This is a genomic window from Streptococcus sp. KHUD_014, assembly GCF_051106275.1.
Taxonomy (GTDB): Bacteria; Bacillota; Bacilli; order Lactobacillales; family Streptococcaceae; genus Streptococcus.
Map to the genome: position 1 here is coordinate 226,672 of NZ_CP193666.1, position 21,841 is coordinate 248,512.

Annotated in this window: 21 protein-coding genes and 1 pseudogene; 19 read left to right on the forward strand and 3 right to left on the reverse strand. The window is 39.1% G+C overall.

The features are described from left to right. The first annotated feature begins 27 nt into the window (after positions 1-27). The 11 genes and pseudogenes from ACORHT_RS01280 to ACORHT_RS01330 all read left to right on the forward strand — a co-directional run bounded on the left by ACORHT_RS01280 (position 28) and on the right by ACORHT_RS01330 (position 11,788). Positions 28-828 carry an SDR family oxidoreductase gene (locus ACORHT_RS01280; protein WP_001000837.1) on the forward strand — a complete coding sequence of 267 codons (801 nt, stop codon included), beginning with the start codon at positions 28-30 and terminating at the stop codon, positions 826-828. Positions 829-890: 62 nt separating this feature from the next. Next, the gene (locus ACORHT_RS01285; RefSeq protein WP_080981318.1) at positions 891-2,717 is read left to right on the forward strand and encodes a BglG family transcription antiterminator; all 1,827 of its coding nucleotides are present in this window, start codon (positions 891-893) and stop codon (positions 2,715-2,717) included. Then, positions 2,717-3,214: a transcriptional regulator GutM gene (locus tag ACORHT_RS01290; protein ID WP_001086645.1), complete on the forward strand. Its 498-nt coding sequence runs from the start codon at positions 2,717-2,719 to the stop codon at positions 3,212-3,214. Before ACORHT_RS01285 ends, ACORHT_RS01290 begins: the two co-directional genes overlap by 1 nt. Beyond that, the gene (gene srlA, locus ACORHT_RS01295) at positions 3,211-3,756 is read left to right on the forward strand and encodes a PTS glucitol/sorbitol transporter subunit IIC (protein WP_001015684.1); all 546 of its coding nucleotides are present in this window, start codon (positions 3,211-3,213) and stop codon (positions 3,754-3,756) included. The genes ACORHT_RS01290 and srlA overlap by 4 nt, the downstream gene beginning before the upstream one ends. 13 nt (positions 3,757-3,769) lie before the next feature. Then, positions 3,770-4,750 carry a PTS glucitol/sorbitol transporter subunit IIB gene (gene srlE / locus ACORHT_RS01300; protein ID WP_000120696.1) on the forward strand — a complete coding sequence of 327 codons (981 nt, stop codon included), beginning with the start codon at positions 3,770-3,772 and terminating at the stop codon, positions 4,748-4,750. Positions 4,751-4,847: 97 nt separating this feature from the next. Beyond that, positions 4,848-5,219, forward strand: a complete 372-nt coding sequence (locus tag ACORHT_RS01305) for a PTS glucitol/sorbitol transporter subunit IIA (protein WP_033585537.1) — start codon at positions 4,848-4,850, stop codon at positions 5,217-5,219. A gap of 196 nt (positions 5,220-5,415) precedes the next feature. Beyond that, positions 5,416-5,892: pseudogene (gene pgi, locus ACORHT_RS01310) on the forward strand (glucose-6-phosphate isomerase); the annotation flags it as partial. A gap of 131 nt (positions 5,893-6,023) precedes the next feature. Next, positions 6,024-7,484, forward strand: a complete 1,461-nt coding sequence (gene gltX / locus ACORHT_RS01315; RefSeq protein WP_434350330.1) for a glutamate--tRNA ligase — start codon at positions 6,024-6,026, stop codon at positions 7,482-7,484. Between the two features lie 703 nt (positions 7,485-8,187). After that, the gene (locus ACORHT_RS01320; protein ID WP_434350331.1) at positions 8,188-9,402 is read left to right on the forward strand and encodes a pyridoxal phosphate-dependent aminotransferase; all 1,215 of its coding nucleotides are present in this window, start codon (positions 8,188-8,190) and stop codon (positions 9,400-9,402) included. A 144-nt stretch (positions 9,403-9,546) separates the two neighbouring features. Further along, positions 9,547-9,681 (forward strand): 50S ribosomal protein L34, encoded by a 135-nt coding sequence (gene rpmH / locus ACORHT_RS01325; protein ID WP_000831905.1) that lies wholly within the window; start codon positions 9,547-9,549, stop codon positions 9,679-9,681. 142 nt (positions 9,682-9,823) lie between these two features. Next, on the forward strand, positions 9,824-11,788 hold the full coding sequence (locus ACORHT_RS01330; protein WP_434350332.1) for a peptide ABC transporter substrate-binding protein: 1,965 nt from the start codon (positions 9,824-9,826) through the stop codon (positions 11,786-11,788). 21 nt (positions 11,789-11,809) lie between these two features. Here the strand turns inward: ACORHT_RS01330 and ACORHT_RS01335 are convergent, their stop codons facing one another. The 3 genes from ACORHT_RS01335 to ACORHT_RS01345 form a co-directional block, all read right to left on the reverse strand. Then, positions 11,810-12,001: a hypothetical protein gene (locus ACORHT_RS01335; RefSeq protein ID WP_434350333.1), complete on the reverse strand. Its 192-nt coding sequence runs from the start codon at positions 11,999-12,001 to the stop codon at positions 11,810-11,812. A gap of 81 nt (positions 12,002-12,082) precedes the next feature. After that, positions 12,083-13,927, reverse strand: a complete 1,845-nt coding sequence (locus tag ACORHT_RS01340; RefSeq protein WP_434350334.1) for an APC family permease — start codon at positions 13,925-13,927, stop codon at positions 12,083-12,085. A 296-nt stretch (positions 13,928-14,223) separates the two neighbouring features. Continuing rightward, positions 14,224-14,556, reverse strand: coding sequence for a helix-turn-helix domain-containing protein (locus ACORHT_RS01345; protein WP_139658291.1), 333 nt, complete (start codon positions 14,554-14,556; stop codon positions 14,224-14,226). Positions 14,557-14,702: 146 nt separating this feature from the next. Here ACORHT_RS01345 and ACORHT_RS01350 point away from each other — a divergent pair, with 146 nt between their 5' ends. The 8 genes from ACORHT_RS01350 to rsgA all read left to right on the forward strand — a co-directional run bounded on the left by ACORHT_RS01350 (position 14,703) and on the right by rsgA (position 21,837). Then, positions 14,703-15,098: a hypothetical protein gene (locus tag ACORHT_RS01350; RefSeq protein WP_434350335.1), complete on the forward strand. Its 396-nt coding sequence runs from the start codon at positions 14,703-14,705 to the stop codon at positions 15,096-15,098. A gap of 17 nt (positions 15,099-15,115) precedes the next feature. Next, positions 15,116-16,312: a hypothetical protein gene (locus ACORHT_RS01355; protein ID WP_434350336.1), complete on the forward strand. Its 1,197-nt coding sequence runs from the start codon at positions 15,116-15,118 to the stop codon at positions 16,310-16,312. A gap of 4 nt (positions 16,313-16,316) precedes the next feature. Further along, a complete protein-coding gene (locus ACORHT_RS01360; RefSeq protein ID WP_434350337.1) occupies positions 16,317-16,841 on the forward strand; it encodes a hypothetical protein in 525 nt (174 codons plus the stop codon). 326 nt (positions 16,842-17,167) lie between these two features. After that, a complete protein-coding gene (locus ACORHT_RS01365) occupies positions 17,168-17,941 on the forward strand; it encodes a TatD family hydrolase (protein ID WP_434350816.1) in 774 nt (257 codons plus the stop codon). Next, complete coding sequence (gene rnmV, locus ACORHT_RS01370) at positions 17,938-18,501, forward strand: ribonuclease M5 (protein ID WP_434350338.1); 564 nt, start codon at positions 17,938-17,940, stop codon at positions 18,499-18,501. Before ACORHT_RS01365 ends, rnmV begins: the two co-directional genes overlap by 4 nt. 161 nt (positions 18,502-18,662) lie before the next feature. Next, positions 18,663-20,054: an SseB family protein gene (locus tag ACORHT_RS01375; RefSeq protein WP_434350339.1), complete on the forward strand. Its 1,392-nt coding sequence runs from the start codon at positions 18,663-18,665 to the stop codon at positions 20,052-20,054. 30 nt (positions 20,055-20,084) lie between these two features. Beyond that, positions 20,085-20,957 carry a 16S rRNA (adenine(1518)-N(6)/adenine(1519)-N(6))-dimethyltransferase RsmA gene (gene rsmA / locus ACORHT_RS01380; RefSeq protein WP_434350340.1) on the forward strand — a complete coding sequence of 291 codons (873 nt, stop codon included), beginning with the start codon at positions 20,085-20,087 and terminating at the stop codon, positions 20,955-20,957. Position 20,958: 1 nt separating this feature from the next. Then, the gene (gene rsgA, locus ACORHT_RS01385; protein ID WP_434350817.1) at positions 20,959-21,837 is read left to right on the forward strand and encodes a ribosome small subunit-dependent GTPase A; all 879 of its coding nucleotides are present in this window, start codon (positions 20,959-20,961) and stop codon (positions 21,835-21,837) included. Positions 21,838-21,841 lie beyond the last annotated feature (4 nt).

A 21,841-nucleotide genomic window follows, 5' to 3' on the forward strand; every position in this document is an offset into this window, starting at 1 on the left:
TGTAAATAAAATTTGAGAGGTATCAAAATGAATGATTGGTTAAACATAAAAGGCAAAACAGTTCTTGTGACTGGCGCGTCATCTGGGATCGGTAAGGCAATCGTTGAAGAATTGCTGGAATTAGGAGTCAATGTAGCGAATTTTGATCTTAGCGACAACGATTTGCGTCACCCGAATCTATTATTTGTAAAAGTTGATGTAACTTCTCGCTCTGAAGTAGAAGAGGGTGTTGCCAAAATAGTTGAAAGATTTGGCAATATTGATGCAGTGGTCAATAATGCAGGGATTAATATCCCTAGATTATTAATCGATGCAGAAAATCCTAAAGGTCCTTACGAATTGGACGATGAGACGTTCGAAAAAGTAACGATGATTAATCAAAAAGGTTTGTATCTGGTTAGTCAGGCAGTGGGACGTATTTTAGTGAAAAATGGAAAAGGTGTAATTGTGAACATGGCTTCAGAAGCAGGCTTGGAAGGTTCTGAAGGACAAAGTGCCTATGCTGCCACAAAAGCAGCAGTCTATAGTTACACTCGTTCATGGGCAAAAGAGCTGGGTAAGCATGGTGTACGTGTGGTTGGAATTGCTCCAGGAATTATGGAAGCTACGGGACTTCGAACTCTTTCTTATGAGGAAGCTCTTGCTTATACCCGTGGAAAGACGGTAGAAGATATTCGAGCTGGTTATGCTTCAACTTCAACAACTCCTTTGGGACGAAGTGGTAAACTACGGGAAGTAGCTGACCTTGTAGCATTCTATATTTCAGACCGTTCTAGCTATATAACTGGAGTCACTACAAATATTGCCGGGGGGAAAACTCGCGGTTAAAAAAATGAAGGTGAGGAAGAGAGTTGACCATAGTAAATCGATGGTATAACATTTTAGAAAAAATGGTCTCACAGCCAACTTATTCCTTGGTAGATATGCGCTCAGAGCTGGATATTAGTATGCAAACCTTGCAAAAGAGTATCCAACAATTAAATGATGTTTTGGCTCCGAGTATCCAGATTATCTCACAAGATGATAAGTTAATGTTAGAGGTGTATGACTATACTGAGTTGGAAAGGATTTTATCTGGTAGTTTAAAACGGGAGAGTGACTTCAATTCTTCCAGTAAAAGAATTGCCTATTTACTAAAACGTTTAATTAAGTCAACCTCCCCTCTTCTTATTGACGACTTGGCTGAGGAGGCAGGTGTTAGTAGAAGTACCCTTAATAAGGATTTAAAACAAGTAAAATCTTTGGCAGAGAGTTACTCTATCACTATTTCAGGAAAGCCCAACCGTGGGCTGGAGGTCTTGGGGTCCGAGCTGAATTTGCGCTTGCTCTATATTCACCAAGTGGCCCCTTACTTTGAAGGAAAGACACTCACCGAGGCAACATCTTCTTTTCTGGAGACGCTACTCCAGGAGTATAAAATCCCGAAAGAAACAAAGGAACTCCTTCGAAAGACAATTTCAATTATGGTGGAGCGTATTTATGCATCTAGGGTGTTGAGTTGCCCTATTCCTTACTATAGGAATGATTTAACAGAGACACCTTTGGTTGAAAAATTAATCTATCATATTGAGATGACTTATAAGATTTCCCTCAGTCAGTTTGAAATAGACTTTTTGTGTTTTCCGTTTAATATCCGTTTTATTGACACTTTAAGCAAGCCGTCTTATCAATCTGAACAGCTTGCAAACATTTTTCAAGGGATTGTCAAGAAAGTCAAAGAAACAATGTTGGTTAACTTTGATGATGAAGAATTATTTGAAGAAATCAAGTCTCATCTAGGCCCCTTAATCAATCGACTGATTTTCCATGTGCAAGCTAATGATATATTCCATGGCGAGGTTCAAACTCAATATCCTTTTGCTTTTGAAATGGCGAAAATTGCTGGAGAAGAACTGTCTGCAATTTTTGGTTCTGAATTGGAATTATCTGAAATCGGATATCTGGCTTTGTATTTTGAAATGATTTTAAGAAAGCAAAACTCTGTTGTAAATGGTTCTCGCAAGCAGATAGCAGTAGTTTGCACAACAGGAAGAGGAACTGCTGCGATGATTATTCAGCAACTCAGACGAATCCTTGGAAATGATGTAGACATTACTCAGTATTCTGAAGAGGATTTTAATCTGGATTTGAATCAGGACTATTTCGCGATTTTTACGACAGTTCCTCTAAAATATAAAGATTCTAAATCTCCAGTCATTCAAGTTAATCATCTTTTTGATGATCAATGGCTGCGGGAAGAATGGCAGAGGGCCAATGCTTTTCATCAAAAAAATCTAGAAACAGTCAGCTTACGTTTTCTTCGGTTGAGTCCCCAAAAAACCTATCAGCAATACTTGCTAAATATGGTTGCAGAGTTAGAGAAACTTCAGATGATTGATGAAGGTTTTAGAAATCGGATAATTGATAGGGAGAAAAAACAATCAACCATTTTTGGTGGAGGAATTGCCTTCCCCCATACAATTAACCAGGGTTATGCAAAGACTATTTTAATGTTTGGAAAGCTAGAAGAGCCTTATCAAAAAGGAGATGATTGGATTGAATTTATCTTTCTAGTCGCCATTCCCTCAGAAATTGAAAGCAAAATGGAGAGTGAATTGCTGGAATTGTATGACGACATTTTTCGAATTGCAGGAGAGCCTTCTCTAAAAGAAGCTTTGAGGGCTGTAGAAACAGAGACAGAGTTTCTATCATTTTCTAAGAGCAAAGGAGTATTTTAATGAATTCGCTAATAATTTTCGCTGTATTTGTCATGGCAGCTTATATATTTCAAATGTTCCTCGGCTGGCAGCAACTCAAAGACTTCAATAAGACCTATACGATGCTCCGAAGACTGGGGCGCGTAGCGATTGGCAGGAAGTCCGGAAGAATCAAATCCGGTACGATTGTCATGTTCGCGGTTGATGAAAACGGTCGGGTTCTTAAAGCTAGCAAAATGCAAGGAGTCACAATCTTAGCACGTTTTCAAAATATGGACGATTATGTTGGAGAAGACATCCATTATTTTGACAAGTATAATCCTCTTGTGAGAAAAGAAAATAAGTTGATGCAATCAGCCATAGAAGATGCTAGAAAAGTCTATCTTTGGCATGAGGCAGGTATTGAGAAAGAGACAAGTTCATCTGATTCTTTTCTGGGATTCGGCTTTTATGCGAATTACTTACAATTATCTATTAAACAGTTATTTAAAAAAAATAAGAAAGGGAGTTCCTTATGAATCACATTACAAATTTTGCAGAGAGTTTTATGAAACTCTTCCAATTAGGTGGAGAAACCTTTATTAGCTGGATGACAAATATTGTACCGCTTGTCTTAATGCTATTGATTGCAATGAATACCCTTATCGCTTTCTTGGGAGAAGAGAAGGTCAATTCCCTGGCTAAGATTTCTGCCAAAAATCCTGTTAGCCGGTATATGATTTTACCTTTCATTTCAGCCTTTATGCTGGGGAATCCGATGGCAATCAGTATGGGACGTTTCTTACCAGAATATTATAAACCTAGTTTTGTAGCAGCTCAGATGCAGTTCTGCCATACTTCAAATGGTGTATTTCCGCATATCAATCCTGGGGAATTGTTTGTATGGATGGGAATTGCAACAGGAATTCAAACTTTAGGTTTAAGTCAAATGGACTTAGCCATTCGTTACATGCTTGTTGGGCTTGTCATGAACTTTGTAGGCGGTTGGGTGACCGATTTTACAACTGCTTATGTAGCAAAACAGCAAGGTGTTACCTTGAGTAAAACATTTGATTTATAGAAAGAGTGAAATTATGTCATATAAGAGTATAAAAGTTGTTAAAGGAAATGGCGGTTTCGGAGGACCTTTGGTCATTACACCTAGTGAAGCTAAGCATAAATTCATCTATATCACTGGCGGAGGAGAAAAGCCAGATATTGTGGATAAAATTGCTGATTTGACCGGTATGGAAGCTGTTAATGGGTTTAAAACTTCTATCCCAGATGAGGAAATTGCTTTAGCAATCGTGGATTGTGGCGGTACTCTTCGCTGTGGTATTTATCCTAAAAAGGGGATCCCTACAATAAATATTGTAGCTACAGGGAAAAGTGGGCCTCTAGCTCAATATATAACCGAGGAAATCTATGTGTCAGCAGTTGGCCTTAATCAAATTTCTGCTGCTAATGAAGACGAAAAAGCGACAACTGTGGTAACTGAAAAGCCAACTTACGATACTAGTAAAAAAATTACAGAGCAAAAAGCTGAAACAAGTATTGTAGCACGAATTGGGATGGGGGCTGGTAAGGTCGTTGCAACTTTCAACCAGGCTGCTCGTGAAGCCATCCAAACAATGCTCAATACAATAATTCCTTTCATGGCCTTTGTTTCCTTGCTGATTGGGGTTATTCAAGGATCTGGTGTTGGAAATTGGCTGGCAAAATTAATGGTTCCCCTAGCGGGGAACATCTGGGGACTCGTTTTAATTGGCTTTATCTGTTCCTTACCATTCCTATCTCCTTTGTTAGGTCCCGGAGCTGTTATTAGTCAGATTATTGGAACTTTAATTGGAGTCGAAATCGGAAAAGGGACTATTCCGCCCCAAATGGCTCTGCCAGCTTTATTTGCTATCAACACTCAAAACGGTTGTGATTTCATTCCTGTAGCACTCGGCCTATCTGAAGCCAAGGCTGAAACAGTTGAGGTTGGTGTCCCTTCGGTACTTTATTCACGCTTTCTCAATGGTGTTCCGCGGGTGCTAGTTGCTTGGATAGCTAGTATTGGTCTTTATCAGTAGACCTTTGATAGATGCCTGAAAACAGAGAACTATTATGTTAAACTTATCTATAAGCCTAAGTTTATGACAAATTAGAGAAAGTATGAATAGAAATCAGATGAAGAAAATTTTTGAAACTAAAGTAATTCAAGTAGGGTCTGAAGCTCAGAATATGATTCAAGATGCCAATATGCTCATTTTATTTGGAGAAGAAGCACCAGAAGATTTATCAGAGTATTGTTTTAAGATTGATAACAAAAATCTGCTAGGTTCAATACTAGAAGGTGGCAAGCTGGTGGTAGATAATCAGGAATATTCGATTAGTTCCGTAGGAAATGTAGTAGAAAAAAATTTAACTGGACTGGGACATATCACGATTTCTTTTGATGGTTCAAAAGAGGGGAGCCTTCCTGGTACACTCCATGTTGTAGCAGATCAAGCGGTAGTAATTGATAAAGATTCTACCATTCAGATTTTTGAAACTGCTTAACCATAATAAAATTTCAAATCAAGCAATTTAGAAAAATAAAAGTCTAAAAAATTGATTCAGAGCCTGGACCAAAAGTCCAGGCTTCTGGGTCTAAATTAGAAAAAATAGATGACGCAGTGGTTGATTGGCAAGTCAATCAAACTAGCCAGTCAGTGCAAGGGAATTTCCAGCAGATGCATCCACAAGGGGTGCCTGAACAGAAGGAAAAGACCAAAAAGGGATTTACCCAACTTCAGCTAATTTCTCAACAGACCTACACTCATTGGGTCAATTTATCCAAGAAGGAACTCGTATCATGTTTGAAACAGTTGTCCGTGTTGACAAACCACGTAAGAACGTGATTATCCCTACTTTGGAAGAAGATCTTGATGGACTTGGTTACCTTCAAGGAAAAGACGTTGACTTCGTTAACAAAAAAGCAACTGACGGTGTTCTTCTTGCCCACACAGATGGTGACGTACCAAACATGTACGTAACTCTTCCTGAGCAAGATGCCTTCACTCTTGGTTACACAATCTACTTCTTCGAATTGGCTATCGCCCTTTCAGGTTACTTGAATGCCATCAATCCATTTGACCAACCAGGTGTTGAAGCCTACAAACGCAACATGTTTGCCCTTCTTGGTAAACCAGGATTTGAAGAATTGAGCAAAGAACTAAACGCTCGTCTATAATAGGATATAAAAAGGGTGGTTTTACCACTCTTTTTACTATTTCTCGAAAAGAGAAATTGGACTCTGGCACGACTTGTGATATAATATAGAGAGCAAAAAGGCAGACGCCTAGAGACTTTATAGGAGAAGATATGTCAAAAGATATTCGTGTGCGTTATGCACCAAGTCCAACAGGACTACTACACATCGGAAATGCCCGTACAGCATTGTTTAACTACTTGTATGCACGCCACCATGGTGGAACTTTTATCATCCGTATTGAAGACACAGACCGTAAGCGTCACGTCGAAGATGGAGAACGTTCACAGCTTGAAAACCTTCGTTGGTTGGGCATGGATTGGGATGAAAGTCCAGAAACTCATGAAAACTACCGCCAATCAGAGCGTTTGGAACTCTATCAAAAATACATCGATCAATTGCTAGCCGAAGGGAAAGCCTACAAATCTTACGTCACTGAAGAAGAGTTGGCAGCTGAACGTGAACGCCAAGAAGCAGCTGGTGAAACACCTCGTTACATTAACGAATACCTTGGTATGAGCGAGGAAGAAAAAGCAGCTTATGTTGCTGAACGTGAAGCGGCAGGCATCATCCCAACTGTGCGTTTAGCAGTGAATGAGTCTGGTATCTACAAGTGGCATGACATGGTCAAAGGTGATATTGAATTTGAAGGTGGCAATATTGGTGGTGACTGGGTTATCCAAAAGAAAGATGGCTACCCAACTTACAACTTTGCCGTTGTCATCGATGACCACGATATGCAAATCTCTCACGTTATTCGTGGAGACGACCATATTGCTAATACGCCAAAACAGCTTATGGTTTATGAAGCACTTGGATGGGATGCACCAGAGTTTGGTCACATGACTTTGATTATTAACTCTGAAACTGGTAAGAAGTTGTCTAAACGTGACACCAATACACTTCAGTTCATCGAAGATTACCGTAAGAAGGGCTACCTTCCAGAAGCAGTCTTTAACTTTATCGCTCTTCTTGGCTGGAACCCTGGCGGGGAAGACGAAATCTTCTCTCGTCAAGAACTCATCAAGCTCTTTGATGAAAACCGTCTTAGCAAGTCTCCAGCAGCCTTCGACCAGAAGAAACTTGATTGGATGAGCAATGACTATATCAAGAATGCAGACCTTGAAACTATTTTTGAAATGGCAAAACCATTCCTTGAAGAAGCAGGACGTTTGACAGACAAGGCTAAAAAATTGGTGGAACTCTACAAACCACAAATGAAGTCAGTGGACGAAATCGTTCCATTGACAGACCTTTTCTTCTCAGACTTCCCAGAATTGACAGAAGCTGAGCGAGAAGTCATGGCTGGTGAAACTGTTCCAACTGTACTTGAAGCCTTCAAAGCAAAACTTGAAGCTATGTCAGACGATGAGTTTGTGGTAGAAAATATCTTCCCACAAATCAAAGCGGTCCAAAAGGAAACAGGTATCAAAGGGAAGAACCTCTTCATGCCAATCCGTATCGCTGTTTCAGGTGAGATGCATGGGCCAGAACTACCAGAAACCATCTACTTGCTTGGCCGCGAAAAATCAATCCAACACATCGAAAAAATGTTGGCAGAGATTGCAAAATAAGCTAAGTTCCGACTACTTTTGGCTATAGTAATTGTAGGACTGAGTTCAGAGAGTGGGACAGAAATTGGTAATTCGTTAGAATTCGATTTCGTCGTCCCACCTCCGCATAGTTGAGTAGGGCTGTAAAAGCTGATGAAATCAGCGTAGTAGAGCCCACTCAACCACTGCGTCTTGCTCGACAATCCAAAGACAATTGAGAGGCTAGGACTTTTGTCCCAGCCTCTTTTTTATTGCCAAAGTAGAATCATATTCAATTAAATGTTTAGGTGGCACTTTAAAAAAGAGTTCCTTTTATATGTACTTATTTGAAAATGCAAAAGTTTTAGTGTATAATATTAAGTGACAGGGCAGGGGAAAGAAGTCAGTGATATGGTAAAATTCTTTACAAACAGACTCGAATTAGCCCAGACATCGTCTATGTTGTTTGTTGAGTCGACTTATTTTTTCTTTGCGTTTTGCTGATCACAGGAAGAAATTCGTGAGTTCATGCAACTATCATCCATAACGATGCCTTCGTTTTCGATTCGTAGTTGATATGCAACTTTGTATCTACTCTTTCTTTTCCCGAGAATAGAAAGGAATCGACCTTGCTCTGTTTACCTTGCGTTAAGCAAGGTTTTTTTTGTGGAATGCTATCGCGAAATTTACGATTTTTCTATCAAGTGGTATAATATTAAGTATCCTGATGAATTGAGGAACTCAAATGAAAGAATTTAACAAATCAATCAAACTAGAGCATGTGGCTTACGACATCCGTGGTCCAGTCCTTGAGGAAGCCATGCGTATGCGAGCAAATGGAGAAAAAATCCTCCGCTTGAATACAGGAAACCCAGCTGAGTTTGGCTTTACAGCACCAGATGAGGTCATCCATGATTTGATTATGAATGCGCGTGATAGTGAAGGTTATTCGGATTCAAAAGGGATCTTTTCAGCCCGCAAAGCAATCATGCAGTACTGCCAGCTTAAGAAATTCCCTAATGTTGGTATTGACGATATTTACCTTGGGAATGGTGTCAGTGAGCTGATTGTTATGTCCATGCAAGGTCTCTTGGACAATGGCGATGAGGTCTTGGTTCCTATGCCTGACTATCCTCTTTGGACTGCTGCAGTCAGCTTGGCTGGAGGAAATGCCGTTCACTACGTCTGTGATGAAGAAGCTGAATGGTATCCTGACTTAGATGATATCAAGTCTAAGATTAGTTCAAATACTAAGGCTATCGTTTTGATCAATCCAAATAACCCAACTGGAGCCCTCTATCCTAAGGAACTCTTGTTAGATATTATTGAGATTGCTCGTCAAAATGACTTGATTATCTTTGCAGATGAAATCTACGACCGTATGGTTATGGATGGCAATGTTCATACACCGGTAGCTAGTCTAGCACCAGATCTTTTCTGTGTCAGCATGAATGGTCTATCTAAATCTCACCGTATCGCAGGTTTCCGTGTGGGTTGGATGGTTTTGTCTGGTCCTAAGAAGCATGTCAAAGGATATATCGAAGGGCTTAATATGCTCTCAAATATGCGTCTCTGCTCTAACGTCCTAGCGCAACAAGTTGTTCAAACTTCACTCGGTGGTCACCAATCGGTGGACGAATTACTATTGCCAGGTGGTCGTATCTATGAGCAAAGAAACTTTATCTACAAGGCTATTCAAGATATTCCTGGTTTGTCAGCTGTAAAACCGAAAGCGGGTCTTTATATCTTCCCGAAAATTGACCGCAATATGTACCGTATCGATGATGATGAACAGTTTGTACTCGATTTCTTGAAACAAGAGAAGGTACTTTTGGTTCACGGACGAGGATTTAACTGGAGAGAACCAGATCACTTCCGTATCGTTTATTTACCACGTGTAGATGAGTTAGCCCAAATCCAAGAAAAGATGACCCGTTTCTTGAAACAGTATCGTAGATAAGGCTTTCATAGCAAAAAAGCTGGAAACATTTGTCAGGGCTATTGACAAATGCAAAAGAATCAGATAGAATAGTAAAGTATGTTTAGTAACTGATCACTTTATAGCCGGCTAAACGAATACAAAATCTATGAGGAGGTATTCATCGTGAAACGTACTTATCAACCAAGTAAACTACGTCGTGCGCGTAAACACGGATTCCGTAACCGTATGTCAACTAAAAACGGTCGTCGCGTATTGGCAGCTCGTCGTCGTAAAGGACGCAAAGTTTTGGCTGCATAATCCAAACAAATTCAACAATGAAGTCAGTAGGAACTCGAGTCTACTGGCTTTTGTTTTGCCCTAAATGATGGCCTGCATTTGCTTTCTATTTTTTCTGAAATAGTGTATAATATTTCATATACTACAAAAATGGAGAATATTTATGAAAAAATCAAAAATCCTTCTACTAGGAGCTGGGCTTTTGAGTGCAAGCTTCTTGATGGCAGCTTGTAGCTCGACACAGTCAAATGCATCTGATAAAACCTACTCTTATGTATTTGCTAGCAATCCAGATACATTAGACTACATTACTTCGACACGTGGCTCGACGTCTAGCATTACGACAAACTTGATTGATGGTTTGTTGGAAAATGATAAGTATGGTAATCTGGTTCCTTCCATGGCTGAATCTTGGACAGTTTCAAAAGATGGTTTGACCTATACCTACAAAATCCGCCAAGGAGCTAAGTGGTATACCTCTGAAGGAGAAGAATATGCTGAAGTGACAGCTCATGACTTTGTGACCGGTCTTAAGTATGCAGCTGATAAAAAGGCGGAAAACTTGTACTTGGTGCAAGATTCCATCAAAGGTTTGGCGGACTATGTTGAGGGTAAATTATCAGACTTTGAAACTGTCGGTATCAAGGCAGTCGATGACTATACTCTCCAATATACTTTAAACAAGCCGGAGTCTTATTGGAATTCTAAGACTACAGGTGGAATTTTAAGTCCAGTCAATGAAGCCTTCTTGAAATCTAAGGGGGATGAATTTGGAAGTGTAACTCTGTCTAGTATCCTGTCAAATGGACCTTACTTGTTCAAATCATTCACATCAAAATCTTTAATTGAGTTTGAAAAGAATCCTAATTACTGGGACAAGGACAATGTGAAGATTGAGAAAGTAAAACTTTCCTTCTATGATGGCTCAGACCAAGATAGTTTGGCTAGAGGTTTCTTGGAAGGCAACTACACAGATGGTCGTATCTTCCCAACAAGCTCTGTGTTTGATCAGTTGAAAAAAGGGAATGAAGATAAGATTACCTATACCCCTCAAAATGCTGTAACCTTCTACTATCTCTTCAATGTCAACCGTCAAAGCTACAAGCAAACCATGAAACAGACGGATAAAGAAAAGACGGATTCTCGTCTAGCGACGCAAAATAAAGACTTCCGTCAAGCTATTAACTTTGCCTTTGACCGTCATGCCTATGCTGCACAGACAAATGGAGAAGATGGGGCTGATCGAATTCTTCGAAACACAGTCACACCAAGTAACTTTGTTCAAATCGGCGGCAAAAACTTTGGAGATGCTGTCAATGAAAAGATGGTCAACTATGGTACAGAGTGGTCAAATATCAATCTGAACGACGCTCAAGCTGCTTTCTTGGATCCTGAAAAAGCCAAGGCTGAATTTGCCAAGGCTAAAGAAAGTTTGCAAGCAGAAGGCGTGAACTTCCCTATCCACTTGGATATGTTGGTTGATCAGACTGCTAAGTTGGATGTTCAGCAAGCAAGCTCCTTCAAGCAGACCGTTGAAGCAACACTTGGATCAGATAATGTTGTGATTGATATTATTCAATTGTCTCCAGATGAGAAAGACAATGCTACCTTCTTTGCGGATACCGCCGATCAAAAGGACTATGACATCGACATCTCAGGTTGGAGCGGAGATTTTTCAGATCCGAAAACCTATCTTGACCTTTTGGATCCAGACTCTGGTTCTCAGTTGAAAAATCTTGGCTTGACTCCAGGAAAAGACAATGAAGTCAAAGAAAAACTTGGTCTAGCTACCTACAAGGAGTTGTTGGATGCAGCAGATAAAGAGAATGAAAATACGCAAACACGTTATGAAAAATTTGCCGAAGTTCAAGCTTGGTTGACAGATAGTGCTCTCTTCCTACCAGTTCAAAGTGGAGGAGCAAATCCAATCTTCCGTAAGACTGTTCCATTTACAGCGGCCTTCTCATTTGTTGGACACAAAGGAGATGCGGACAACTACAAATATGTTGAATTGCAAAAGGAACCTGTGACGGCTAAACAGTACCAAGAACTTTATGAAAAATGGCAAAAAGAAAAAGCTGAATCTAATAAAAAAGCCCAAGAAGATTTGGCTAACCACGTTCGATAGAAGAAGGTTATCAATAAAATTTTAATACTCTTCGAAAATCTCTTCAAACTGCGTCAACGTCGCCTTGCCGTAGGTATGGTTACTGACTTCGTCAGTTCTATCCACAACCTCAAAACAGTGTTTTGAGCTGACTCCGTCAGTTTCATCTACAACCTCAAAGCAGTGCTTTGAGCAGCCTGCGGCTAGTTTCCTAGTTTGCTCTTTGATTTTCATTGAGTATGAGTCTAATTTTAGGGATTAGATTCAGAAAAAAGGCATTACCAGGAGCTTATTGGTTCTGGTAATGCCTTTTCTTTATTCTTTCAAATGATATGAATAGCTAGCAATAACGACATCTTCGTGCCATCTGAGAGCGTATTTTAATTTGAGGCTCATTTGATTGTGGAGGATATTTTGCCAAGGTTTGTTAGGGATAAATTGGGGTACTAGAACTGTAACCGTGTAGTTCTTTTTCTGGGCTTCTTGAGAGATTTTTCGAACATATCGAACTGTAGGTGTGATGATATCGCGATAGCTGGTATTAATGTTTTTAAGAGTAATATTTGGGAAGTAGTCAGCAAATTCTTGGAGGATTTCTTGGTCTTTTTCTTCGGTTTCCTTGGTGGAAATGTGCATGGCCAAAACTTCATCTCCAATACTTTGAGCATAGTTAATAGCTCCGACGCTTACTCGAGTAACATTTCCCACTAATACAAGAACGACATTGCCATCGTAGCTTTGCTTTTGAATTCCTTCATAGAGTCGAAGTTGTTTGGCCACTTTTTGGTAATGACTGTGGATGGACAGAAATAGGAAGGTTAGGACCAGGATAATTGGGAAGAATGGCCAGATATCTCCAAGTCTAAAGAGAAGTAGAATAAGGACGATAGCGTAACAAATGATAGCACCGAGGATGTTAGCAAAGGCAGATTTTAAGAAATGAGAGCCTTTTTCTTTTTTCCAGTGGCGAATCATCCCTGTTTGAGAAAGTGCAAAGGGGACGAAAACTCCGATAGTATAAAGAGGTATCAAGCGTTCTGTATTTCCGTTGAAAATAAGCAGAAGGATTATAGCACCAAAAGCTAAGGTTAAAATACCGTTTGAGTAACCAAGGCGGTCTCCCTTTTCCATAAAGAGATGGGGCATGTACTTGTTCTTAGCCATATTGTAAGCCAACATTGGAAAGGCAGAAAAACCAGTATTTGCAGCAACGGCTAGGATTAGGGCTGTTGAGAATTGGAAGAGATAATAAACAATCTGACCGAGAGTAGAATCCCCTAAAATCCCTTTAGCCATCTGCGAAAGGATTGTTTCTCCATGTTGAGGTGTAATTCCCATCCAGTAATTTAAGAAGGTAATCCCTGCAAATAGAAATCCGAGAATCAGAGACATGATGGTCAGTGTCTGAGCAGCGTTCTTCTCTTTGGGAGTTTTGAAAAATGGAACGGCATTTGAGATGGCTTCAACCCCTGTTAGTGAAGCTGAACCGCTGGTAAAGGCTCTTAAAATTAGGACAATTGAGAGACTTGGGACAGTTTGACCAATTGCAGAAGTTGCATGATAGCTTAGAGAACCTGTCAATAGTTGGAATATACCAAACAATAAGAGGAAGACTGTACTAAAGATAAAGAGGTAGACCGGAATCATCAGAGAACTAGCAGATTCCCTCAAGCCTCGCAGATTCAAAAGCATGAGCAAACAGACCAGAAAAATGGAGATGTGGAGGTTATAGGGGTGGAGGGTAGGAAGTGCTGCTGTGATAGCATCAGCTCCTGCAGCCACGGATACGGCAACTGTTAGCATATAGTCAACAAGCAGACTTCCTCCAGCAATCAAACCTAGCTCAGGAGATAGATTTTCTCGAGTTACCATATAGGCACCTCCACCTTGAGGGTAGGCGTGAATGATTTGCCGGTAGGAAATGGTCAGGCTAGCTAATAGTAAGAGGACAAAAATGCCGATAGGAAGACTCCACCAAATAGCGAGGGGAGAAAGACTGGCTAAGACGAGGACGACCTGCTCAGGCCCGTACGCAATAGATGATAGAGCATCGCTTGATAGCATTGCGAGTGCCTGCGTTTTTCCAAGTAGTCCTCCCTCGCCTTCAGTTAAGGACTTAAGGGGACGACCAATAAAGGTATATTTTAGTTTTGTAAACATTTTCTTTCCTTTTCTGAAAATTTCAACAAGAGTTATTATACTGCTATGAAAAAAAGCCGTCAAGAAAAAATGAATGATTTCAAAATATTTTTTCCTATAAGGATGAGATTAGTTTTTTGGTATAATAGAAGGTAGAAAAACGAGGGAATATAAATGATTTTTGATACTCATACTTAGAGTGTTTGGAGTGAAGTTTAAGGACTCATGATATTATTGAGGCACAAATTAACCATAAAACTAACCAAAGGAAAGTTAAAGTAGCATACAAAAAGAGGAATTCATTGAGAGTTCCTCTTTTAATCTATATTTTTTACAATTTCATTGAACAAGGAAATGATTTTTAATTTTTTTGTGTGTGATAAATCTGAGATGTTATCAATCAATGTAGTGATAGGGACGGAATTATCTGAAAGCGGGAAATTAAAGAAGTCTTCGACGGTCATGCCTAAAGCAGTAAGCACTTTTTCAAGTGTGTGTATTTTAAAATCGTATTTCATATTCTCGATGTTTTGTATTGCTTTAATACCTAGTCCGGCTTGATTGGATAATTGTTCTTGGCTGAGATTCTGTTCTTTTCTACATTCTCTTATACGCTCTGCTATATATTTTTGTAATTGATTAGCTTCCATCCATGATTTCCTCTTTTGTACTATTCTACTATCCTTTATATGATTTTTTAAGTACAATTGACTATCTAAAAACTCAATATAGTATAGCGTAATGTACAATTCTGTGTTAAAATAGATAAAAAACAATACAAAAGGAGTGTAGTCTTATGTTAGTATATTCTGCTGCAACTGCAAAAGCGTATAGTGTTTACCATAAAACTAAGGTCATGAGTACCAGTCAAAAAGAACAATTATATAGAGCTTTTAAAAAGTATGCTATAGAGGAATTTAAAAGAACCGAAAAGTTAATGAGTTATAACTATGATGGAAGAACTAAATTTTTCTCTAGAAATGTATTTAATGCTAGTTTTTATAGTTTTTATCAATCTAGATATTTCAGAGATACGCCTTTATATGATAAATTACCTACTTGGCTTTATTTTAATACTGGAAAAGATGTAGAAACAATATGTAAAAGAACTATAACATTAATAAAAGCTGCTGGATATAAGGCAGAATATAATGGTAAAAATGGTATTACAATGTGGAAAGTTAAAAAGTAGAATGGTAGGAAAATAACATGAGTTTTGGCTTATTGAATGATTTTTTACAAACAAGTAAAGAAGAACGCGTAGAAGTATTGTATCGCTATCTTGTGAATGGTGAGAGTGGATCGTTTATTGCAGAGGATTTTTATAGTAATAAAAATTATGCATGGAAAATATCTGCTATTACGCAAGGATATTGTGAAAAGGGTGGTAAAAATCGTGGTAAAATTTCGGTTACTAAAGATGAAATTAAATTTTTTGTTGAATCCTATCCAACTGGTACCTACGATACAGGATTGACTATTTCAGACTGGTTGGAACAAAGTAAAACACAAAAGATAAAGCAGAGTATACCTCATTTAACTGCTACTTTGGGGGATGCGATTGATTCAATGAATAATATTATTTATACTCCTCAAAGGACGAGTGAGGGAAATGATAAGATTTTAAATTATATTTATTCGCAAGGATTGGGTTTTGCATCAGAATATAAGTATTCAATTGTTTTAGAAGGAGATTTAGATAAAAAAGTATCTGAACTAGAAGGCTCTTGGCCATTCTCATCATCCACTCATATATGTTATGTCGCAGTTTTTGATGATTATCTTGTTTATATTTTGGGAGCATTAGATAGGTCTAGTGTAGATTTACTAATTCCGTTTAAAGAAATTGAAAAGTTTGTTTCACAGGAAAAAGGCGGATCACAAGTGTTCATGGTTGATATACTGTATAAAGGGAAGACAACATTTGAAAATAATTATCAAGTCTCATTGCACTTTGCAAATCATAAAAATGAAAGTGATGAGGTATTATATTTTATATTGACCTTGCAATATGAATATTGGAGGTTAAATGGCCAAAAAAATTATAGTAGTCAACTACCGAAAATAAGGAAGCAACTAGGAGCGAATGCGACTAATTTTATTGGATCTATTTTATATCGATACGTACATGACGGATTATCCATTGACTCAATAGTAAAGGAAATTTTTCCCAAAGATCAATGGAGAAATGGGCTAAAAGCTATTGTAAAGTTACTCTTTTTTGATTATCGTTTGCAAGTTTCAGATAAAGGTAAACTAAAGGAAAAGACATTAAGTCCAGCAGATTTTGATAGATTCGTTGAACATTTTTATAATGGTATTCGAGTTGATAAAGAAGAAATGGATGGAGGACAACCATCGCAAAATGGCTTATATGTTTTAGAACGTTTTTTTAAGGATAGATAATAATATGACTAATTATCGCGATCTTCGTTTTCCAAAACAATTCGGTGATTTTTCAGAATCTTTGGTAATGTATATTTTAGGATTAAATAATTGGTCAGTTGCTCTCATTGATCACGTTGGTGCAGATGTAATAGCTGTCAGAAGGACTGGAGAATCCAAAAGGCTAGCTATTTCTGTGAAGGGCAGAAATTTTCCAGCAACAGAAAGTAAATCGTTTGATTTTGATCGGAGTAATATAGAAAAACTAAAAGACACAGCCAACATGCTAGGAATGATTCCAGCAGTTTCATTTGTATTTGTTGATACACAGGAAGATATAAGAAAAATCAGAATTATTATGGCTGAGTTAAGTACGTTAGAATGGTTAGCAGAGAATCCAGAAGCATACTTTGTTAATTATAATAGTAAACATGGAATACAAATTAAATTTACACAGTCACAAAGATCAAATCATTTAAAAATTATTAAACAAACACCTGATATTTTTTATTCAGAGTTAGTATTTAATGATGATAATGTTTTTCAGTGATTGAATTTAATATATATATATATGTGTGTGTAAGTTAATCAGTCAGTGGTGTATGAAAGTCCATAATCCATAAATTGGTGAATGATTATGAATTTTTTATGATATATATAGTGAGTAAAATGCATAGCAGTTATACGATTTTGTATAACTGCTATTTTTAACGATGACTGTTGTGTTTGGGGAATGTATAATTGTCTATTTAAGATGTGTAAACAAAAGAAACATGAGGAAGTGATATAGTTATGTTATAATTAAGCTATGTTACATGGCTTTTTTTTTTGGTAATTAAGGAATATTGAGGAAAGAGAAGGAAATATAGTTTGGATATTTTTGATACTCATACCCACTTGAATGTGGAAGAATTTTTGGGACGCGAAGAAGAAGAACTGGCTTTAGCCACTGAAATGGGCGTGACTCGGATGAATATCGTGGGTTTTGACAAACCGACCATTGAGCGTGCCCTTGAACTAGTGGACAAGTATGATCAACTCTATGCAACGATTGGATGGCATCCAACAGAGGCAGGAACCTATACAGAGGAAGTTGAGAATTACTTGTTGGATAGGCTAAAACATCCCAAAGTTGTTGCTTTGGGCGAGATTGGTTTGGACTATCACTGGATGACAGCTCCTAAAGAAGTGCAGGAGCAAGTTTTCCGCCGTCAGATACAGCTGTCTAAGGAACTGGACTTACCTTTTGTGGTTCACACCCGTGATGCGCTTGAAGATACTTATGAGATTATCAAGAGTGAAGGAGTTGGTCCTCGTGGCGGGATTATGCACTCCTTCTCAGGTTCTTTGGATTGGGCGGAGAAGTTTGTGGAGCTTGGTATGATGATTTCCTTTTCTGGAGTGGTGACCTTTAAAAAAGCGACAGATATTCAAGAAGCAGCCAAAGAGTTACCTTTGGATAAGATTTTGGTAGAAACCGATGCACCTTATTTAGCTCCGGTACCCAAGCGTGGTCGTGAAAATAAGACAGCTTACACGCGCTATGTAGTAGACTTTATTGCAGACTTGCGTGGTATGACAACAGAAGAATTGGCAGCTGTGACAAGTGCCAATGCAGAAGGCATCTTTGGATTGGAACGTAAATCATGAAAGAGAAAATTTCCCAAGTTATCGTAGTTGAAGGGCGTGACGATACGGCTAATTTAAAACGCTACTTTGATGTGGAGACTTATGAGACTCGTGGATCGGCTATCAATGAACAAGATCTTGAACGAATCCAACGTCTACACCAACGTTATGGGGTGATTGTATTTACGGATCCTGATTTTAACGGGGAACGCATTCGTCGGATGATTATGACGGCCATTCCGACAGTTCAGCACGCCTTTCTCAAACGAGACGAGGCAGTACCTAAGTCTAAGACCAAGGGACGTTCTCTAGGAATTGAGCATGCTAGCTATGAAGACTTGAGAACAGCGCTAGAACAAGTAACTGAACAGTTTGAAGTAGAAAGCGATTTTGATATTAGCCGTAGTGATTTGATTCGCCTTGGTTTTCTAGCAGGAGCAGATAGCCGAAAACGCAGAGAATATTTAGGAGAAAGCCTTCGTATCGGCTATTCCAATGGTAAACAACTCCTCAAGCGTTTGGAATTATTTGGGATTAGCTTGGCAGAAGTTGAAGAGGCTATGAAATCGTATGAGAATTGAGAAACTGCCCCAAAATACCAAGGGAATATGATACAATAGAAGTAATCATATGCTGGTTATCAGGAGATAAAAGGCTACTTGATAGCAAGACTTAGATAAGAGTATTGACAACATCATTTCTTGCCTAAACTGCTAAGGAGTAGTAACAACAAGGAGAAAAAATGGGAATCTTTGACTATTTGAAAAAGACGGAAGCGGAAGAAGAGTCTAAAAACAATGCATGTGTGGGAGTTTTGGACTTTCTCCCTATGAAGGAAAAGAATCAATTATTGATCGTTGGGAGTTTAGAAGGGACTCTCAAGGTTGGCGAACAGTTGCAATTTTGCAATCCTGACCAAGGAATGGAAGCTCTCGGCTCTGTAGAGGTTAAAAAGCTCAGCAGTCAAAACAAAGATGCCGATAGTCTTACTGATGAAGTTCTCGCGCATCTAGTGGTTGATAGGATTCCTTCTTTGGATAAACTGAAAAAAGGAAGTGTGCTCTTTAGTTCAGGTGTTGAGGAAGAACAAAAATTATCTAGCTATTCAGATGCTCTTTATCGTGCTTTTGTAGCCATCCAAGAGGGTCAGTTAACTAATGAGGATTATTTGGCAGCTAGCCTTGATGACAGCGTAGAGATTTTACGTCTCTTTTTATGGAAATGCCGTCAAAATCAGGAAACTGAAAGTGAAGAAAGCTATCAAGCCAACACTCGCAAATTGGAAGGTCTAGCGGAAATCGTCAAGGACAAGTTGTTAGCAGCAGATTCGGTTTATGCAGTTTATTCGGAAAAAACAGGCGAACCTTACCTTTTATCAACGACCTATGACAGAGGTGAGGAAGGTTATCTGTGTACTGATCCCATGATTATGCTTTTGACACCATCTTGGTATCGCCAATTTCAGGAAACCATTGATAGTCGACCAAACTCAGTCGTAAAACTGATTGAAAATACGGAAGATAAAAAAGGGATAGAAAATTTCCTTGGGACAGCCTTTTACTTAAACGGTGCCATGGGAGCAATCTTTAATTCCAAGGAAGTTAGTATCAGTGCCTCAGCCTTGGTTCAAAAACCAGATTTTTCTGATTTGCCAGAAATACAAGTGCCTGTCATGAATCCTGACCTGGTAAGATGGATGCTCCTGATGGGACAGATGGATCAACCGACTACAGAAGAGCAAGAACTAGTTTATGGGCTTTACTACAAGTTCTTCTCTATGGCTATGCCTAAAGCAAAATTCTTGCTTCCATTAGATGCAGCATCAGGATTCCCAGAGGATAATTCAGAAGGAAATTCCTTTGTTTTGGAAAAAGACGCTAACTTTAATATTCCCGTTAGAGAGGGAAAAGATGGACGAAATTCAATTCCAGTATTTACCGATTGGAAACGTCTGAGAATGGTCTTTGATGAAAAGTGGAATGGCATGATTGAAGAAGCTGGAGGCATGATTGAAGGCTTTGACTATGCCATAAACCCAACGGAATACTATGAAGCTGGTGCTTATGTTAGTCTAACAGCTTTTAAAGAAATGCAAGAGCACAGTGACAAGCAAAGAGGAAGAGCTCTAGATTAGAAAGTTCTTTAATATTAGAAAAGAGAATAAATGAGAATTGCAGATTATAGCGTGACCAAGGCAGTGCTAGAACGTCACGGTTTTACCTTTAAAAAGTCCTTCGGGCAAAATTTCCTGACGGATACCAATATCCTTCAAAAAATCGTGGACACAGCTGAAATTGATGACCAGGTTAATGTTATCGAAATTGGACCAGGTATTGGTGCTTTAACCGAATTTTTGGCGGAGCGTGCAGCTCAAGTCATGGCCTTTGAGATTGACCACCGTTTGGTACCGATTTTAGCAGATACCCTGCGTGATTTTGACAACGTGACCGTAGTTAACGAAGATATTCTTAAGGTTGATTTGGCGCAGCATATCCAGAATTTCAAAAATCCTAATTTGCCAATCAAGGTAGTGGCTAACTTACCCTACTATATCACAACCCCTATTCTCATGCACTTGATTGAAAGTGGGATTCCTTTTAGTGAGTTTGTGGTCATGATGCAAAAAGAAGTGGCAGATCGTATCTCTGCTAAGCCAAATACCAAGGCTTACGGTAGCTTGTCAATTGCAGTTCAGTATTATATGACTGCCAAGGTTGCCTTTATCGTTCCTCGTACAGTATTTGTGCCAGCGCCAAACGTAGATTCAGCTATCTTAAAAATGGTACGCCGTCCAGAACCGGCGGTTGCGGTCGAAGATGAGAACTTCTTCTTTAAGGTTTCCAAGGCTAGTTTTACTCATCGTCGTAAAACCTTGTGGAACAACTTGACAGGTTACTTTGGGAAGACTGAGGAAATCAAGGATAAGCTGACCAAGGCTTTGGAGCAAGCCGGCTTGTCACCAAGTGTACGTGGTGAAGCTCTCAGCTTGGCAGAATTTGCTAGTCTAGCAGATGCACTTAAAGGACAAGGACTCTAAGATGCAGGGACAAATCATTAAAGCCTTGGCGGGTTTCTACTATGTGGAGAGTGAGGGCCAGGTTTATCAAACACGCGCGCGTGGGAATTTTCGTAAAAAAGGTCACACCCCCTATGTTGGGGATTGGGTAGAATTTTCTGCGGAAGAGAATTCAGAAGGCTATATTTTAGAAATTCATGAACGAAAAAATAGTCTGGTTCGCCCGCCCATTGTCAATATTGATCAAGCCGTTGTCATTATGTCCGTTAAAGAACCTGACTTTAATAGCAACTTGCTGGATCGCTTCTTGGTTCTTTTAGAGCATAAGGGCATTCATCCTATCGTCTATATTTCTAAGATGGACTTACTAGAAGATGGGGGAGAACTGGATTTTTACGAGCAGACCTATCGTGCTATTGGTTACGATTTTGTGACTAGTAAAGAGGAACTCTTGCCCTTGTTGACAGACAAAGTGACAGTCTTTATGGGGCAGACAGGTGTCGGGAAGTCAACTCTGCTTAATAAAATTGCACCTGACCTCAATCTCGAAACAGGAGAAATTTCTGATAGTTTAGGTCGCGGTCGCCATACTACTCGAGCTGTTAGTTTTTACAATCTTAATGGTGGCAAAATCGCAGATACACCAGGATTTTCATCGCTGGATTATGAAGTGTCAAGTGCGGAAGAGCTAAACCAGGCCTTTCCAGAGATTGCTAGTGTCAGTCGCGACTGTAAGTTCCGTACTTGTACGCATACTCATGAGCCATCTTGCGCAGTCAAACCAGCAGTAGAAGAGGGGATTATTGCTACCTTCCGTTTTGACAACTATTTGCAATTCCTCAGTGAGATTGAAAATCGCAGAGAAACCTATAAAAAAGTCAGCAAAAAAATTCCAAAATAAGGAG

Bases quoted from the DNA above. Each gene is read 5' to 3' on its own strand.
- srlE (WP_000120696.1), top strand. From the start codon at position 3,770: ATGTCATATAAGAGTATAAAAGTTGTTAAAGGAAATGGCGGTTTCGGA.
- ACORHT_RS01330 (WP_434350332.1), top strand. From the start codon at position 9,824: ATGAAAAAATCAAAAATCCTTCTACTAGGAGCTGGGCTTTTGAGTGCA.
- rsmA (WP_434350340.1), top strand. From the start codon at position 20,085: ATGAGAATTGCAGATTATAGCGTGACCAAGGCAGTGCTAGAACGTCAC.
- ACORHT_RS01340 (WP_434350334.1), bottom strand. From the start codon at position 13,927: ATGTTTACAAAACTAAAATATACCTTTATTGGTCGTCCCCTTAAGTCC.
- ACORHT_RS01285 (WP_080981318.1), top strand. From the start codon at position 891: ATGGTCTCACAGCCAACTTATTCCTTGGTAGATATGCGCTCAGAGCTG.
- rsgA (WP_434350817.1), top strand. From the start codon at position 20,959: ATGCAGGGACAAATCATTAAAGCCTTGGCGGGTTTCTACTATGTGGAG.
- ACORHT_RS01360 (WP_434350337.1), top strand. From the start codon at position 16,317: ATGACTAATTATCGCGATCTTCGTTTTCCAAAACAATTCGGTGATTTT.
- ACORHT_RS01375 (WP_434350339.1), top strand. From the start codon at position 18,663: ATGGGAATCTTTGACTATTTGAAAAAGACGGAAGCGGAAGAAGAGTCT.
- ACORHT_RS01290 (WP_001086645.1), top strand. From the start codon at position 2,717: ATGAATTCGCTAATAATTTTCGCTGTATTTGTCATGGCAGCTTATATA.
- ACORHT_RS01320 (WP_434350331.1), top strand. From the start codon at position 8,188: ATGAAAGAATTTAACAAATCAATCAAACTAGAGCATGTGGCTTACGAC.
- ACORHT_RS01280 (WP_001000837.1), top strand. From the start codon at position 28: ATGAATGATTGGTTAAACATAAAAGGCAAAACAGTTCTTGTGACTGGC.
- ACORHT_RS01335 (WP_434350333.1), bottom strand. From the start codon at position 12,001: ATGAAAATCAAAGAGCAAACTAGGAAACTAGCCGCAGGCTGCTCAAAG.
- ACORHT_RS01350 (WP_434350335.1), top strand. From the start codon at position 14,703: ATGTTAGTATATTCTGCTGCAACTGCAAAAGCGTATAGTGTTTACCAT.
- rnmV (WP_434350338.1), top strand. From the start codon at position 17,938: ATGAAAGAGAAAATTTCCCAAGTTATCGTAGTTGAAGGGCGTGACGAT.
- ACORHT_RS01345 (WP_139658291.1), bottom strand. From the start codon at position 14,556: ATGGAAGCTAATCAATTACAAAAATATATAGCAGAGCGTATAAGAGAA.
- srlA (WP_001015684.1), top strand. From the start codon at position 3,211: ATGAATCACATTACAAATTTTGCAGAGAGTTTTATGAAACTCTTCCAA.
- ACORHT_RS01355 (WP_434350336.1), top strand. From the start codon at position 15,116: ATGAGTTTTGGCTTATTGAATGATTTTTTACAAACAAGTAAAGAAGAA.
- ACORHT_RS01305 (WP_033585537.1), top strand. From the start codon at position 4,848: ATGAAGAAAATTTTTGAAACTAAAGTAATTCAAGTAGGGTCTGAAGCT.
- gltX (WP_434350330.1), top strand. From the start codon at position 6,024: ATGTCAAAAGATATTCGTGTGCGTTATGCACCAAGTCCAACAGGACTA.